Annotated in this window: 13 protein-coding genes and 1 pseudogene; 7 read left to right on the top strand and 7 right to left on the bottom strand. The window is 64.5% G+C overall.

Annotated elements, in window-relative coordinates; all coding sequences use genetic code 11:
* Positions 1-22 precede the first annotated feature (22 nt).
* The gene (locus ACPWMG_RS03160) at positions 23-985 is read right to left on the bottom strand and encodes a LysR family transcriptional regulator (protein ID WP_483303215.1); all 963 of its coding nucleotides are present in this window, start codon (positions 983-985) and stop codon (positions 23-25) included.
* A 121-nt stretch (positions 986-1,106) separates the two neighbouring features.
* Between ACPWMG_RS03160 and ACPWMG_RS03155 the strand changes: the two are divergent.
* From ACPWMG_RS03155 to aroQ, 6 genes and pseudogenes are all read left to right on the top strand, one after another.
* Positions 1,107-1,958, top strand: a pseudogene (locus ACPWMG_RS03155) (ketopantoate reductase family protein); the annotation flags it as partial.
* A 72-nt stretch (positions 1,959-2,030) separates the two neighbouring features.
* Complete coding sequence (locus ACPWMG_RS03150) at positions 2,031-2,429, top strand: VOC family protein (protein ID WP_483305166.1); 399 nt, start codon at positions 2,031-2,033, stop codon at positions 2,427-2,429.
* 20 nt (positions 2,430-2,449) lie between these two features.
* Positions 2,450-2,905 carry a MaoC family dehydratase gene (locus tag ACPWMG_RS03145; protein WP_483303214.1) on the top strand — a complete coding sequence of 152 codons (456 nt, stop codon included), beginning with the start codon at positions 2,450-2,452 and terminating at the stop codon, positions 2,903-2,905.
* Positions 2,902-4,119 carry a CaiB/BaiF CoA transferase family protein gene (locus ACPWMG_RS03140; RefSeq protein ID WP_483303213.1) on the top strand — a complete coding sequence of 406 codons (1,218 nt, stop codon included), beginning with the start codon at positions 2,902-2,904 and terminating at the stop codon, positions 4,117-4,119. The genes ACPWMG_RS03145 and ACPWMG_RS03140 overlap by 4 nt, the downstream gene beginning before the upstream one ends.
* A 25-nt stretch (positions 4,120-4,144) precedes the next feature.
* A complete protein-coding gene (gene aroE, locus ACPWMG_RS03135; protein WP_483303212.1) occupies positions 4,145-4,966 on the top strand; it encodes a shikimate dehydrogenase in 822 nt (273 codons plus the stop codon).
* 23 nt (positions 4,967-4,989) lie between these two features.
* Positions 4,990-5,442 (top strand): type II 3-dehydroquinate dehydratase, encoded by a 453-nt coding sequence (aroQ, locus tag ACPWMG_RS03130; protein ID WP_483303211.1) that lies wholly within the window; start codon positions 4,990-4,992, stop codon positions 5,440-5,442.
* Between the two features lie 15 nt (positions 5,443-5,457).
* Here the strand turns inward: aroQ and pdeM are convergent, their stop codons facing one another.
* The 4 genes from pdeM to ACPWMG_RS03110 are packed head-to-tail and all read right to left on the bottom strand — an operon-like array spanning position 5,458 to position 11,570.
* Positions 5,458-6,159 carry a ligase-associated DNA damage response endonuclease PdeM gene (gene pdeM, locus ACPWMG_RS03125; protein ID WP_483303210.1) on the bottom strand — a complete coding sequence of 234 codons (702 nt, stop codon included), beginning with the start codon at positions 6,157-6,159 and terminating at the stop codon, positions 5,458-5,460.
* Positions 6,160-6,166: 7 nt separating this feature from the next.
* The gene (locus ACPWMG_RS03120; protein WP_483303209.1) at positions 6,167-8,854 is read right to left on the bottom strand and encodes a ligase-associated DNA damage response DEXH box helicase; all 2,688 of its coding nucleotides are present in this window, start codon (positions 8,852-8,854) and stop codon (positions 6,167-6,169) included.
* The gene (locus tag ACPWMG_RS03115) at positions 8,854-10,509 is read right to left on the bottom strand and encodes an ATP-dependent DNA ligase (protein WP_483303208.1); all 1,656 of its coding nucleotides are present in this window, start codon (positions 10,507-10,509) and stop codon (positions 8,854-8,856) included. Before ACPWMG_RS03115 ends, ACPWMG_RS03120 begins: the two co-directional genes overlap by 1 nt.
* A complete protein-coding gene (locus ACPWMG_RS03110; protein WP_483303207.1) occupies positions 10,506-11,570 on the bottom strand; it encodes a ligase-associated DNA damage response exonuclease in 1,065 nt (354 codons plus the stop codon). The genes ACPWMG_RS03115 and ACPWMG_RS03110 overlap by 4 nt, the downstream gene beginning before the upstream one ends.
* 271 nt (positions 11,571-11,841) lie before the next feature.
* On the opposite strand from ACPWMG_RS03110, the gene ACPWMG_RS03105 reads away from it, so the two are divergent.
* Positions 11,842-12,135: a DUF1330 domain-containing protein gene (locus ACPWMG_RS03105; protein WP_483303206.1), complete on the top strand. Its 294-nt coding sequence runs from the start codon at positions 11,842-11,844 to the stop codon at positions 12,133-12,135.
* A gap of 23 nt (positions 12,136-12,158) precedes the next feature.
* On the opposite strand, the gene ACPWMG_RS03100 is transcribed toward ACPWMG_RS03105, so the two are convergent.
* Complete coding sequence (locus ACPWMG_RS03100) at positions 12,159-12,305, bottom strand: hypothetical protein (protein WP_483303205.1); 147 nt, start codon at positions 12,303-12,305, stop codon at positions 12,159-12,161.
* A gap of 97 nt (positions 12,306-12,402) precedes the next feature.
* Complete coding sequence (locus tag ACPWMG_RS03095) at positions 12,403-13,941, bottom strand: MFS transporter (RefSeq protein ID WP_483303204.1); 1,539 nt, start codon at positions 13,939-13,941, stop codon at positions 12,403-12,405.
* Between the last annotated feature and the right edge of the window lie 43 nt (positions 13,942-13,984).

Below are 13,984 nucleotides of genomic sequence, written 5' to 3'. Positions count from 1 at the left end.
GCGCCTGACGAACCGAAACGCTTTAGCCGACCCTACGCGTACTCTCGGTTCTAGGCATCGCTCTACGCACCTTGCGGTCCATGTAGAGGCTGGCACATACCCCCCGCAGCCAGATGTTGCCGGTCTCGTTGTGGTAGCGGGCATGCCAGTGCTGCTTCACGGTGAACTGCGGGATCGCAATAGGGCAAGGCAACACCTTCAAGTCGTTGAGCTGCGCCAGTACCTCGCCGATGTTGCGCGGCAGCGTAGCCACCAGGTCGGTGCTGGACACCACAGTGGCAAGGCCCAGAAAGCCGGGCAGCTTCAAAACCACTTTTCTGAAGACTTTTTCCAGCTCAAGCGCTTCGGCCAGCAATAGCGAGCCGGTGCCAGACACGATGCCGATGTGTCCCTCAGCCTCGTACTGTTTGCGGCTCAAAGTCTTGCCGATGCGCGGGTGCTGCGGGTTCACCAGGCACACCCAGTCCTGCGGGAAAAGCGTTTGCTGGTAGAACCCGGACTCCAACCAAGGCACCAAGCCAATCGCCAGATCGGCTTCACCGGATTGCAGCGCGTCGGCGGTGGTTTCATCGATCCGTGCCGCCTCCAAGGTGACCTGCGGCGCCAGCGCCCGCACATGGGCCAGCAATTGCGGCAGCAGGGTGACGTGGCTGGCGTCGGTCATGCAAATGCGGAAGTTGCGCGTGCTTTGCGACGGGTCAAACACCGGCTCCGGCGAGGTGAGCTTGCGCAACGCGTTCAGTGCCGAGCGCACCGGGATGATGAGTTCATCCGCGCGCGGCGTGGCCTGCATGCCCTCCGCCGTGCGAATGAACAGTGGGTCGCCCAGCTCCTTGCGCAGCTTGGCCAGCCAGATGCTGACGGTGGGTTGTGATTGGCCCAGCAGCTCGGCAGAGCGCGTGACGCTGTGGGTCGAATACAGCAAGTCAAACAAACGCAAGTGCTTGACGTCGAGGAAGTTGGCGTCGCTCTGGCGCAGTTCCATACCCTTATCCATTATTGCCTCAAACAATGTGATGTATCACTTTCATTGTATGGACGATAGAACGCCATGTCTCTATCGTTGACCCCCATCGGCGCGAGGTGCCGAAGCACATGGAGACGAAATGAAAGTATGCGTACTGGGCGCGGGTTCGCTGGGCTGCGCCATTGGCGGCATGTTGGCCAAAGCGGGCGCAGACGTGACCCTGGTCAACCGCCGGCGGGAGCAGGTTGACGCGATAAACCAAAACGGCCTGCTTTTGCGTGAAGGCACTGACGAACACAGGGTCCACCCGCGGGCCGCCACCACGGCCGAGGGGCTGGGCGAAATAGACCTGGTCATCGTGCTGGTCAAGTCTTTCGACACCCGCAGCGCCATACAAGGCGCGATGTCGCTGCTGGGCAGCCATAGCGTGGTGCTCTCTCTGCAAAACGGTTTGGGCCACGAAGAGGTCTTGTCGGAGCTGGTGGGCGCAAGCCGCGTGATGGCGGGCAAGACTTACGTTGGTGGCCTGCTGGTAGCGCCGGGCGTGGTGGTGGCCGGCACCACGGGGAAGGAAACGCTGATTGGTGAACTCAACACCAGCGGCTCGGCCCGCGCCGATGCCATTGCCGAGCTGTTTAACCGTGCCGGGCTGAACACCAGCGTCTGCAGCGACATCCGCGCCACCATCTGGGACAAGCTGTTGGTCAACGTGGCCACCGGCGCACTCAGCGGCATCACCGGCCTGCCCTACGGCGCGCTATACCAGGTGCCTGAAGTTGAAGCCTGCGCGTTGGCGGCGGTCGCCGAGGCCATGGCGGTGGCCAAGGCCAGCGGCATCCAGTTGTCCATTCACGCGCCGCATGAAGCCTGGACCAAAGCCAACGGAGGCCTGCCGTATGGGTTCAAGGCGTCGATGCTGCAGAGCCTGGAGAAAGGCTCGGTGACCGAGGTCGATTACATCAACGGCGCCGTGGTCGAGCGCGGCGCCGCGCTTGGCGTGGCCACGCCGGTGAACGCCGCGCTGACGGCCTGTATCAAAGGACGCGAGAGAGGGCTGACGGAAATCGGCACCGCTCCCACAGCCAAGCCGCGCGCCTATGTGGAGCATGTGGCCATCTGGGTCAAAGACATCCACTGGCACATCCGCTTCTTCCACGAGGTGTGCGGCATGACCCTGCGCGAAGTGCAGGGCACGGAGGAAGACCCGGTGCAGTACTGGACGCTGGGCGGCATGCAGTTCATGGCCAAGCCTGACCACCACGCGCCAGAAGGCCGCCTGGGTCACGTCGGTGTGATGTGCGAAGACCTTGAGTACGCGCTTCAGGCAGCGCAGGCCTTTGCGGTGACCGAAATGCCCCAGGGCCGCAACTGGTTGCGCCTGCCCGATGGCCTGGCCGTGGAGTTCATCCAGGCCGCTCCCCACACAGTGGCCCAGGCCCTGTCGATCAATCCCCGCGCATGAACGCGTCCCAAGGAAACACCATGACACTGAGCCCTGAAAAATACTGGGACGACGCCAAGGAGGGCGACGTCTGCATCAGCCCCACCTACACCGTGACCAAGGCGCGCATCCTGGCCTACGCCGACCTCACCGGTGACCACACCCCCGTGCATGTAGACGAGGCTTATGCCAACGCCAGCCACTTCGGCTGCATCGTCGCGCACGGCCTGTTTGGTCTGTCGATTGCCGATGGCTTGAAGACGCAAAGCGACTACCGCTTTCTACCCGGCATGTCGCTGGGCTGGACCTGGGACTTCGTGCTGCCTATCAAGGTGAACGACGTGGTGCACGTGAAGTTCAGCATCACCGGGCTGCGCGCCTCCAAGAGCCGCCCGGGCTGGGGCATTGTGATTTTGCCGTCTGAGTTGATCAACCAGAACGGCGAAATCGTGCAAAAAGGCGAACACCGCCTGATGGTTCCCCGGAGGCCCGCATGAGCCAAGACCTGCCCCTCAAAGGCTTTCGCGTCATCGACTACAGCCACTTCCTGGCCGGCCCTTTTCTGGGTCGCTGTCTCGCGGCCATGGGCGCTGAAGTCATCAAGGTGGAGCGCCCTGGCTCCGGCGATGCGGGCCGTGATTCGCCGTGCATAGTCAAGGGCTACAGCGGCTACTTTCTGCAGCAGAACATGGGCAAGAAAGGCCTGTGTGTGAACATGAAAGATCCGCGCGGCCGGGAGCTGATGCAAAAGCTCACCGACAGCGCCGACGTGTTCATCGAAAACTACCGCCCCGGCGCCTTGAGCAAACTAGGCCTGGGCTACCAGGAGCTTGCGCAGCGCAACCCGGGCTTGGTGTACTGCTCGATTTCGGCCTACGGCCACACCGGGCCAGACGCACACCGCGCGGGCTTCGGCCTGATTGCCGAGGCCAAGAGCGGCATCATGCAGATGGTGGGCAACCCCGGCGAAGCGCCGCCACTGCTGCGCATTTCGCTCGGCGACATGTACACCGGCATCCATGGCGTGGCAGCGGTGCTGGCCTCGTTGCTCGGCCGGGTGAAGTCGGGCAAGGGCCAACACATTGACCTCTCGCTGTACGACACGCTGGTGTCGATGCACGAATACGCCGTGCAGTGCTACACCCTATCCGGCGGGCAAGAAGTGCCGGTGCAAACGGGCCACGACATGCCGAACTCCACGCTCTACGGCGTGTTCTCTGCGAGCGACGGCGACCTGGTGATTGCCGCGCAGGTGGACGATGCGTGGAAGCGTTTCGCGGCCCTGGTCGAGCGCACAGGCGGCCCCGCAGGCTTTGGCAGCGACACACGCTTTCACACCAACGCCGGGCGCAATGCCCACCGGCTGGACATTCTGCCGGTGGTCAAACAGTGGGTGGCGCAGCAGAACGTGGCGCAGGTGCTGGCGGCGCTGGACGGCATCGACGTGCCCAGCGCCAAGGTGCAGCGCATCGACGAAGTGCTGGCCGACCCGCAAATCGTGGCGCGCGGCATGGTGGTGGAGCAAGACCACCCGGTGCTGGGCAAGATCAAGCTGCCGAACCTGCCGTTCAACTTCTCTGACTTTGACACCACCATCACGCAGGTCGCGCCGGAACTGGGGCAGCACAACGCAGAGATCGCCAAGAGCCTGGGCTTTGCGGCCGACACCATTGCCGACATGCAGCGGGACGGCGTGTTGTTCACCAAGTAAGCCGTGTGCAGCAAGGAAAACACACATGACCGACCCCTACGCCGTCATCGGCAACCCGATTGGCTTCAGCAAGTCGCCACTGATCCACGGCATGTTCGCCGCTGCAACCGGCCAGGACATGGCCTACACCAAGATCGAAGGCCAGTTGGGCCAGTTTGCGCAGGCTGTTGATGCGTTCCGTGCGCAAGGTGCGCGCGGCATGAACATCACCGCCCCGTTCAAGCTCGATGCCTATGCCTACGCCACCGAGCGCTCGGCAGCAGCCACGCTGGCGGGTGCCGCCAACGCCATGAAGTTTGAAGGCGACCGGGTGCTGGCAGAAAACTTCGACGGTGTAGGTTTGGTGCGCGACGTGGTGCACAACCTGCAATGTCCTTTGAAAGGCAAGCGCGTATTGCTGCTCGGCGCCGGAGGGGCCGCACGCGGCGCGTTGCTGCCCTTTCTGGCCGAGCAACCGGCGCTGCTGGTCATTGCCAACCGCACCGTGTCCAAAGCCGAAGAGTTGGCGGAACTCGGCCACGCGCACGGCACGGTACGCGGTGGAAGCTACGCCGACCTTAACGGGGAACAGTTTGACGTGGTCTTCAACGCCACCTCGGCCAGCCTGCATGCCGAATTGCCGCCCGTACCCACCAGCGTTTTCGGCGCAAATTGTTTGGCCTATGAACTCGCCTATGGCAAAGGTCTCACGCCCTTTCTGCGCCTGGCGCAAAACGCCGGCGTGCAACGGCTGGCCGATGGTGTGGGCATGTTGGCCGAACAGGCGGCCGAAGCTTTTGTGTGGTGGCGCGGCGTGCGCCCCGACACCCGCGCTGTCATCAGCCAGCTCACCGTACCGCTGGTCTAAGCCCAAGCATTCAAGGACAAACCATGAAGATACTCATGCTGCACGGCATCAACCACAACATGTTCGGCAAACGCGATCCGGCCCAGTACGGTACCACCACGCTCGATGAAATCAACGCCTCGTTGCAAAAGCTTGGCGCTGAGCTGGGCGCTTCGATTGAAGCCTTTCAAACCAACAGCGAAAGCGAAATGTGCGAGCGCATTCACCAAGGCTTTCACGAAGGTGTGGACGCCGTGCTGATCAACGCCGGTGCGTGGACCCACTACAGCTACGGCATACGCGATGCCCTGGCCATCCTCACCGTGCCCATCGTGGAACTGCACATGTCGAACATCCACGCTCGCGAGGCGTTCCGCCACCAATCGGTGTTCGCTGAAATCGTGAAAGGCCAAATCTGCGGCTTTGGTGTGGACAGCTACACGCTGGCGTTGCGAGCGGCGGTATCTGCGGCTCAAGCCTCGCAGAAAACGGGCTGAGTGCGCGGCATCGACTCAAGGCAACGCCGTGACACGGCCGCCACCCACGGCATAACAACGCAGCGTGCCGCGTGGCAAGTCGAGCGTGCTGCCGGTGAAGGCGCCGAACGCGGGCAGGATCAGCAGCCCGCCCTCTTCAGCTTGCACTTCACAAAAACACGGTAAGCGCTCGCGGTCATGGGCCCGCCCACGCAGTTGCACGGCGGGATGCAGGTGCCCAGCCAGCACCACCGCGTCCGTCACCGTTTGAGGATGGTGACAAGCCGCGAACGGGCCCATGCGGAATGGTTCATCCACCATGTCGAAGCGCAGCGAAGGCGGCGGGTCGCCCGCGTGGCTGTCGTGGTTGCCGCGCACCAGCACGCAGTGCAACGTGGCATGCCGCTCACGCCAGGTGTGCACAGGTGTCATCACCTGCGCTTGCTGAGCCGTCGCCGCGTGCAGAAAATCGCCGAGGACCGCCAGGCGCCGCGCCCCCAAGCTGTCGATCAAGGTGCTCAGGCGCTCCAGGTTGTCGCGCGTGGTACCTGAGGGCACGGGTTGCCCTAGCGCGCGATAGCTTGCGGCCTTGCCCAGGTGCACATCGGCCACAAACAACGTGGCCTCGCGCGGCCACCACAACGCACGCTCGGGCAACAGCACCACCGGCTCGCCCGCCAGGGTGATGGAGAGTGCGCCCGCCAAGGCCTTGGGTGTTGAAGAATCTGAAACCGTCATGCCGCCATCATCGCGCAGCGCCAAGCGATCGCCGCGCGCGCCCGTCTTTGCGTGTGCGTGGGCTGCGCGGTTCGGTGGCCTCACCGCGTGCTTCCAGCGCCAGCGCCGCGTCCATCGCCCATTCTGGCGACGCACGCGAGGCGAACACGCGATCGGCGGGTGTATGCGCCGTGCCCACGGCATCGCCACCAGCGGTGCGCTCAAGCTCCGACACCATGCGCGCGATGCGGTCGCCGAGCGACTCGTTGGTCAGCTTTTCGCGGAAACGCTCCACCATCAGCGGGAAGGCCAGCGGCGTGGGCTTGCGCAGCGCGTGCACCCGCACCGTTTGGCCCTGGATGCGTTCGAGCGCGGCGGCAAGGTGGCGCACATCGAGTTCCTGCGTCAGCAATTCCTGTTCGGCCTGCGCCAGCAGTTGGTTGTGTGGGTCGTACTTCTGAAACACCTCGAAAAACAACGAGGCCGAGGCCTGCAGTTGCCGGTTGCTGCGGCGCTCGCCCGGATGACTCTGGAAGATCAGCCCCGCAATACGCGCAATCTCGCGAAAGCGGCGCCGCGCCAGCTCGGTGGCGTTCAGGCTGCCCAGCACCTCGGCCAGCAGTTGCGCGGGTGGCGGCAGCGCCAGCAGCGCGGGCAGGCGCTCGGCCCAATCGATCTCCTTCGCGCTCAGCAGTTCAATGCCGTAGTCGTTCAGCGCGATGGAGAAGGTGCCGGTCTCGGGCTGTGCGGCACGCCACGCGATCAAACCGGCCAAGCCCAGATGCACCTGCCGCCCCGCGAACGGGTACAGGAACAGATGCCAGCCTTCACGGGACTTCAGCGTTTCGGCCACCAGCATGCTGGGCGTGGGCACACCAGACCAGGCTCGCTGGATGTCGATCAACGGCTGCACACACTGCATCTCGGGGCTGTCGAATCGGCCCTCGTCGGCCGCCTGCAACTCGCGCAGCACCGCATCAGCCAGCGTGCTCGACAACGGCATGCGCCCGCCGTTCCAACGCGGCAGTGCTGCGCGCCCGGCCGTGGCGCGGCGCACCAGCGCCGTCATCTGCTCTACGCGCACCAGCTCCAACAGCCGGCCGCTGAACATGAACGCGTCACCAGGCTTGAGGCGCGCGATGAAGCTTTCCTCCACCGAACCCAATCTGCCGCCGCCCAGGTATTGCACGCTGATGGAAGCGTCGCTGACGATGGTGCCGATGTTGACGCGGTGGCGCCGCGCGAGGCGCGCATCGGGCACGCGCCACACGCCGTTTTCATCGGGCACCACGCGGTGGTAATCGGGGTAGGCCGCGAGCGATGGCCCGCCCTGGCGCACGAAGTCCAGGCACCATTGCCAGTGCGCGTCGCTCATGTCCGCATAGGCCACCGTGCTGCGCACCTCGGCCAACAGTTCGTCCGGCCGAAAGCCGCCACCCAGCGCGACGGTCACCAGGTGTTGCACCATCACGTCCAGCGGCGCACGCGGGCTGTGGCGCGCCTCAATCTGGCCGGTGCGCACCGCTTCGCGTGCGGCGGCCGCCTCCACCAACTCCAAGCTGTGTGTGGGCACCAGCGTGATCCGCGAGGGCCGCCCCGGTGCGTGGCCCGAGCGGCCCGCGCGTTGCACCAAGCGCGCCACGCCCTTGGCAGAGCCGATTTGCAGCACGCGGTCGACCGGCAGAAAGTCCACGCCCAAGTCCAGGCTGGAGGTGCACACCGCCGCTTTCACACGGCCCTCTTTCAGCCCCAGCTCGACCCACTCGCGCACCTCGCGGTCGAGCGAGCCGTGGTGCAGCGCCAGCACGCCCGCCCAATCGGGCCGCGCCTCTAGCAGCGCGCGGTACCAGCGCTCGGCTTGCGAGCGCATGTTGGTGAACACCAGGCAACTGGCGCTCTCTTCAATGGCCTGCACCACTTGCGGCAGCATGCGCAGGCCCATGTGGCCGGCCCAGGCGAAGCGCTCGGCCGTGGCGGGCAGCAGCGTGTCGATAAGCAGCGTTTTGTCGGTCTCGCCCTGCACCATCACGGGCGCACGGCTCTTCGGCATTGGCGCAGTGGCAAGCAAGGTGCGCAGCGCTTCATCCAGATTGCCCAGCGTGGCCGACAAGCCCCAGGTCATCAGCTTGGGCTGGAAGCCACGCAGCCGGGCCAACGCCAGTTGTGTTTGCACGCCACGCTTGTTGCCCATCAACTCATGCCATTCGTCGACCACTGCGACACGCACATGGCCGAGCAACTCGCGCGCATCGGCGCGGGACATCAGCAAGGTCAGGCTCTCGGGCGTGGTGACCAGCACCGTGGGCAGGCGCTTGTCTTGCGCGGCGCGTTGGGCCGATGTAGTGTCGCCGCTGCGCACGCCGGCCGCCCAACTGGGGCACAACGCATGCATCGGGTCTTCGAGCGCGCGCAGGGTGTCGGCCGCCAGCGCGCGCATGGGGGTGATCCACAGCACCGTGAGCGGGGGTGACTTGGCTTTCAGGCCCCCTGGTGTCACCTTCTCACGCAGGGCGCCCAGCGCGCCCAACCACACCGCCAACGTTTTGCCGCTACCTGTGCTGGAGTGCAGCAGGCCGCTGCGGCCCTTGGCCATCTCGGCCCACACGCGGCGTTGAAACGGGAAAGGGTTCCAGCCTCGCGTGGCAATCCATGCATCGATCGCCGGTTCGGCGGTGTCGGTGGCATCGATTTCGCGAGCCGTCTTGCGCGTCGCCACTAGTCGGCTCCTTGCAGCAGCGCTTGCAAGGTGGCCAGTGTGTCGGCCTCTTCCACGGGTTTGTCTTCGCGGCGGCGCAGCATGCGCGGGAAGCGCACCGCGATGCCGCTCTTGTGCCGGCTGCTCTTCGCAATACCCTCGAAGCCCAGCTCGAACACCATGGTGGGGGTGACGCTGCGCACCGGGCCGAAGGTCTCTACCGTTGTCTTGCGGATCACCGCGTCCACGGCGCGAATCTCCTCGTCGGTCAGGCCCGAATAGGCCTTGGCGAAGGGCACCAGTTGCCGCGCCGGGTCGTCCTGCGCGCCGTTCCACACGGCAAAGGTGTAGTCGCTGTAGAGGCTGGCGCGGCGGCCGTGGCCGCGTTGCGCGTAGATCAACACGGCATCGACCGAGAGCGGGTCGATCTTCCACTTCCACCACACGCCCACGTCTTTGGTGCGGCCCACGCCGTAATGCGCGTCCAGCCGCTTGAGCATCATGCCCTCGACACCCAGCGCCCGCGCTTGCTCGCGTTGTTGCGCCAGATCGGCCCAGTCGCGGCCTTGCACCAGCGGGCTCAGTTCCAACTGTGGATGCGGGAATGCCGCGACCAGTTGCTCCAGCCGCGTGCGCCGTTCGTGTTGCGGCAGTGAACGCAAATCCTCGCCGCCCTCTTCCAGCAGGTCGTAGACACACAACACCACGGGCAGTTCACGCAGCAGCTTGGGGCTTAAGGCTTTACGGCCAATGCGCTGCTGCAGTTCGGCGAAGGGCTGCGCGCGGCCCTCGCGCCAGATGAGGATTTCGCCGTCGAGCACGGTGCCATCCGGCAGGCCCGCGCCCATGGCTTGCAGCTCGGGGAAACGGTCGCTCACCAACTCTTCGCCGCGCGACCAGATCCACACCTGCCCGTCGCGCTTCACCAGTTGGGCGCGGATGCCGTCCCACTTCCATTCGACCAGCCAGCCATCGGGGGGGCCCAGCGTGGATTCAAACTGCGCCAGCGGCAGGTTGAACGGGTGCGCCAAAAAGAAGGGATACGGCTGGCCGCCACGTGAGCCGGTGCCGGTGTTGGCTGCATCGTCGGGAGCAACCAGTGCGTCGTAATCTTCGGCGGAGGGCCGCGCGCCGATGTGGGTGTAGCCCATCAACCGTTGCGCAATCACCTTGGCATCCACACCGCTCACCGCCGCCAGGGCCTGTGTGACCTGCAGCCGGGAAACGCCAACGCGAAACGCGCCGGTGATCAGCTTGAAGTAAACCAGCCGCTGCGCCACGGCGAGCGTGCGCCACTGGTTTTGGAGGATCTGCGCCAACGCCTCGGGCGGCTGCCCACGCAAGGGTAGGAGGTGCTGCTCCATCCAGTCGGCCAAAGGGAGTTCAAGCGTTTCGTCGGGATCGGGCAGCAGCAGCGAAATGGTCTCGGCCAAATCGCCCACAGCTTCGTAGCTCTCGTCGAACAGCCACTCGGGCAACCCCGCCGCCAGACGCGCCTGCTCGCGCAGCAAACGTGTGGGCACCAGTTGGCGCGGCTTGCCGCCGGCCAGAAAATACACCGCCCAGGCCGCGTCGCGCGAGGGCGCCGCGCGCAGGTAACGCTGCAGTGCGGCTTGTTTGGCGAGGCTGGCGGTCGAGGCGTCCAGCGCGCGGTAGAGGTCGGCGAAGGCTTTCATTCAGGATCAGTTGATGGTGTTTCCACCGGTTTCTCCACATCGTCCGCGTCATCTTGGTCGCCGTATTCGGTAGTGAAGCCCTGCGCCTGCAGCCCCTGCTCGGTCAGCCAGCGCACCATCACCGCCACGCTGCCGTGGGTGACAAACACCCGCTCGGCACCGGTGGCCAGAATGGCCGATTGCAGGCCAGGCCAATCGGCGTGGTCAGACACCACAAAGCCCCGATCCACCCCACGGCGGCGGCGTGTGCCGCGCAGCTTCATCCAGCCGCTGGCAAAGGCGTCTGACGGATTCGCACCGAAGCGTTTCAGCCAGGTGGTACGCCCGGCCGACGGCGGGGCAATCACCAGCGAACGCGCGAGCGCGGCCTTGTCGAGCGACGGATCAGACGCATGCACCGTAGGCGGCAGCGCCACACCCGCCGCACGGTAGATGGCGTTGATCGGCTCCACCGCGCCATGCGCCACGATGGGCCCAATCGACGCGTCCACGCCATGCAACAAACGCTGCGCCTTGCCGAGCGCATAGGCGTACAGCACCGACGCGTGCCCTGCCTCGGCGTTCTGCCGCCACCAGGTGTTGATCTCGTCAAACAACTCAGGCTGCGTGGGCCAGCGGTAGATGGGCAGGCCGAACGTGGATTCGGTGATGAAGGTGTCGCAGCGGACTGGCTCAAACGGGGCGCAGGTGCCGTCGTTCTCCAGCTTGTAATCGCCGGATGCGACCCACACCCGGCCGCCATGCTCCAGCCGCACTTGCGATGAGCCGAGCACGTGGCCCGCAGGGTGCAGCGAGAGCCGCACGCCGTGGTGCTCAATCACCTCGCCGTAGGCCAGTGTCTGCAGGGTGATGTCTCCGCCCAGCCGGCGGCGCAGGATGGGTGCGCTGTCGTCTTGCGCCAGGTAATGGGCACTGCCCCAGCGCGCGTGGTCGCTGTGGGCGTGTGTGATCACGGCCCGGTCTATCGGCCGCCAGGGGTCGATGTAGAAGTCGCCCGGCGGGCAGTACAGCCCCTCGGGCCGGGCCACGATGAGATCGGTCAACGCTGCTTCAGCATGCATAGCTTGAATGCTATGGGGGGAGTGGCAGCCAAGCTGTAGGACGGGGGCACGATCCAACGTCGATCCGCAAGGTGTTGGGCTGGCTCACCAGGCAAGCTGCAATGGGTCAGGCCCCATGTTCAGAGGGGTTTGACCTTCGCCAGCAAGCAACCAAAGGCTGTGCCATCATCCCGGCGGGGGCACGGAGCCCCAAAGACACGAGTCACCTCAGCGTGAGGAAAAATCACCCTGAAGTGCGACCCGATATTCGACATTCTTCAAAGGAAATCAAATGCCTAAAGCCTATTGGATCTCAGCCTACCGTTCGATCAGCGACCCCGCCGCCTTGGCCGAATACGCCAAGCTGGCGGGCCCAGCCATCCAGGCCGGTGGCGGGCGCTTTTTGGCCCGTGCGCTGCCGTCCGTGGTCTACGAAGCTGGTTTGAAAGAACGCACCGTGTTGATCGAGTTCGAAAGCCTGGAGAAAGCAGTGGCCACACACGACAGCGCCGCTTACCAAGAAGCGATTCGGGCCCTGAAGAATGGCGCGGAACGCGACCTGCGTATCGTGGAAGGCGCTGACTGACGCATTTGGCGCCCTTTCATAGTCTATTGCCGCATCCACACCGGGCAGTTGCCCGTCAGCTCGGTGATGGTGCAATCCTCAGGCGCCTTGCTGGGGATTTGCGCACAGCCAGCCAGTGTGACCATCGCGATCAACACGCCAATGGCAGAAAGTTTGTGAAGAGTTCGCATGGTATTTTCTTTCGATCAGTTTGATGAAGGGGTGCTTTGACGACAACTTGGCGACAACTTGGCGACAACTTGACGGCAACACTTGATGGGCTGGGTGCTAGCGCATCAGCCGCTGGAAAAACATCGCACCCGCGCCCAGCAGGCCGACCACGACGATGGCGCCGAAGTAGTCGCCACAGGCCAACAAGGTCGCCTGCTGGTTCAGCATTTGCGCCAGCTGAGAGAACGCCATGGGCTCGGCCTGCAGGCCCGCGCCGTGCGATACCAGCGCTTGGGCCAATTGGCTTACGGCCTCGTGGTAGATCGGGTCGCTGGGCGTGAAGTGCGCGTTAAGCACGTTGTAGTGCTCGGTGGCGCGCCACTGCAGCGTCAGTGTGGACACCGACACGCCCAACGCCGTGCCAAACTGCGCCACCATGTTTTTCAGTTGTTGTGCATGTGACAACACCGCATCGTGATGCTGCACATCTCTGAAGGTTTGCATGGCCGTGGTGGCCATCACGCAAATCAGGAAGACACCGTTGCACAGCAGCGCAGGAATGACGTCGACCCACAACGAAGCCTCGATGGTCAGGCGCGAAAGCTGCCAGCCAAACAAGGCCAATGCAAGAAAGCCCACGACGAAAAATTTGCGTGGCTCGGGTGCCCTTGGCATGACCCATGCCATCACCGCCCAAGCCAACAGCGTGGAAGCCATGCCCAGCGATTGCACCCAGCCTGCGGTGTGCCACGAGAAGCCCATCGTTCGTTGCATCAAGACAGGCAAAACATAGTTGTTGGCGCCCAGCAGCACGTAGCACAAGGTGAACAACCCAACCCCCACGACGTAGCGCGGATGCAGCAGTGCCTGCAGACCCAGCAACGGCCGCTGGTGCCGCCACAGGCTGCGGCCGAAGTAGACCAATGCGAGCGCGCCACAAGCACCCGCCGCCGCCAAGGCGGTGGTGTCGCTGAAGTAGTCGTACTGGCTGCGCTGCAAGGCGTAGAGCAGCAAGAAGCTGCCGCCCGCCAGCGCCATGAACAATACCGGGTGGCTTTGGCTGCGCAGATCGTGCGCCGTCAGGTCTTCTGGCAAAGACATCGCCGCAAAGCCTGCCGCCGCCAGAGCCACGGCGATGAGGATGCCGAAGATGGCGCGCCATTCGTCGTGTGACACCGCCCAGGCGGCCAAGCCCGGTGCCAACGTGATGCCCAGCGCCAAGCCGGTTGCAAAGAATTTGATACCGGTGAAACGCTGTGGGCTCGGCGGAATCAGGTTGACCAAGACACGGCCAGCCGTCATGAAGCTGGCACCGCCCAAACCCATGACCGCACGCCCCACGATGAAACCTTGCGCGGATTCGCTGAACCCCGCGAGCAAGCTGCCCAGAATGAACACGCCCAACGACGCCAGCACAAAGTTGCGCCACCCCAAGCGCTCCACAAACCAGCGTTGCTGGGAGATCGTGGCAATGGCCACGCTGGCGTAAACCACCGCTGCAAGGCTGAATTCTTCGGGTGAGGCGCCGAGTTCGCCCATCAGGGGTGCAGCCGTGAAAGCGATCATCCCGGACTGCAGGAACTCCAGCACCGTGAGCAGCAAAATCGTCACCAGAAGCGCAGCCGGTGGGGCTTTATGAAGTGGTGATGTGGACATGGAGAGCCGAGCGTTTGGAGGGGATGGGGTGAGGATGAGGTGG

It is taken from the genome of Hydrophilobacter chitinilyticus (genome assembly GCF_049860745.1).
Classification (GTDB): Bacteria; Pseudomonadota; Gammaproteobacteria; order Burkholderiales; family Burkholderiaceae_C; genus Rhodoferax_B.
The sequence above is the reverse complement of the archived record's forward strand: the minus strand, read 5'-3'. Positions and strand labels throughout refer to the sequence as shown.

Coding starts and splice junctions, on each gene's coding strand:
- ACPWMG_RS03145 (WP_483303214.1), top strand. CDS start 2,450: ATGACACTGAGCCCTGAAAAATACTGGGACGACGCCAAGGAGGGCGAC.
- ACPWMG_RS03115 (WP_483303208.1), bottom strand. CDS start 10,509: ATGAAAGCCTTCGCCGACCTCTACCGCGCGCTGGACGCCTCGACCGCC.
- aroQ (WP_483303211.1), top strand. CDS start 4,990: ATGAAGATACTCATGCTGCACGGCATCAACCACAACATGTTCGGCAAA.
- ACPWMG_RS03140 (WP_483303213.1), top strand. CDS start 2,902: ATGAGCCAAGACCTGCCCCTCAAAGGCTTTCGCGTCATCGACTACAGC.
- ACPWMG_RS03110 (WP_483303207.1), bottom strand. CDS start 11,570: ATGCATGCTGAAGCAGCGTTGACCGATCTCATCGTGGCCCGGCCCGAG.
- ACPWMG_RS03095 (WP_483303204.1), bottom strand. CDS start 13,941: ATGTCCACATCACCACTTCATAAAGCCCCACCGGCTGCGCTTCTGGTG.
- ACPWMG_RS03160 (WP_483303215.1), bottom strand. CDS start 985: ATGGAACTGCGCCAGAGCGACGCCAACTTCCTCGACGTCAAGCACTTG.
- pdeM (WP_483303210.1), bottom strand. CDS start 6,159: ATGACGGTTTCAGATTCTTCAACACCCAAGGCCTTGGCGGGCGCACTC.
- aroE (WP_483303212.1), top strand. CDS start 4,145: ATGACCGACCCCTACGCCGTCATCGGCAACCCGATTGGCTTCAGCAAG.
- ACPWMG_RS03105 (WP_483303206.1), top strand. CDS start 11,842: ATGCCTAAAGCCTATTGGATCTCAGCCTACCGTTCGATCAGCGACCCC.
- ACPWMG_RS03100 (WP_483303205.1), bottom strand. CDS start 12,305: ATGCGAACTCTTCACAAACTTTCTGCCATTGGCGTGTTGATCGCGATG.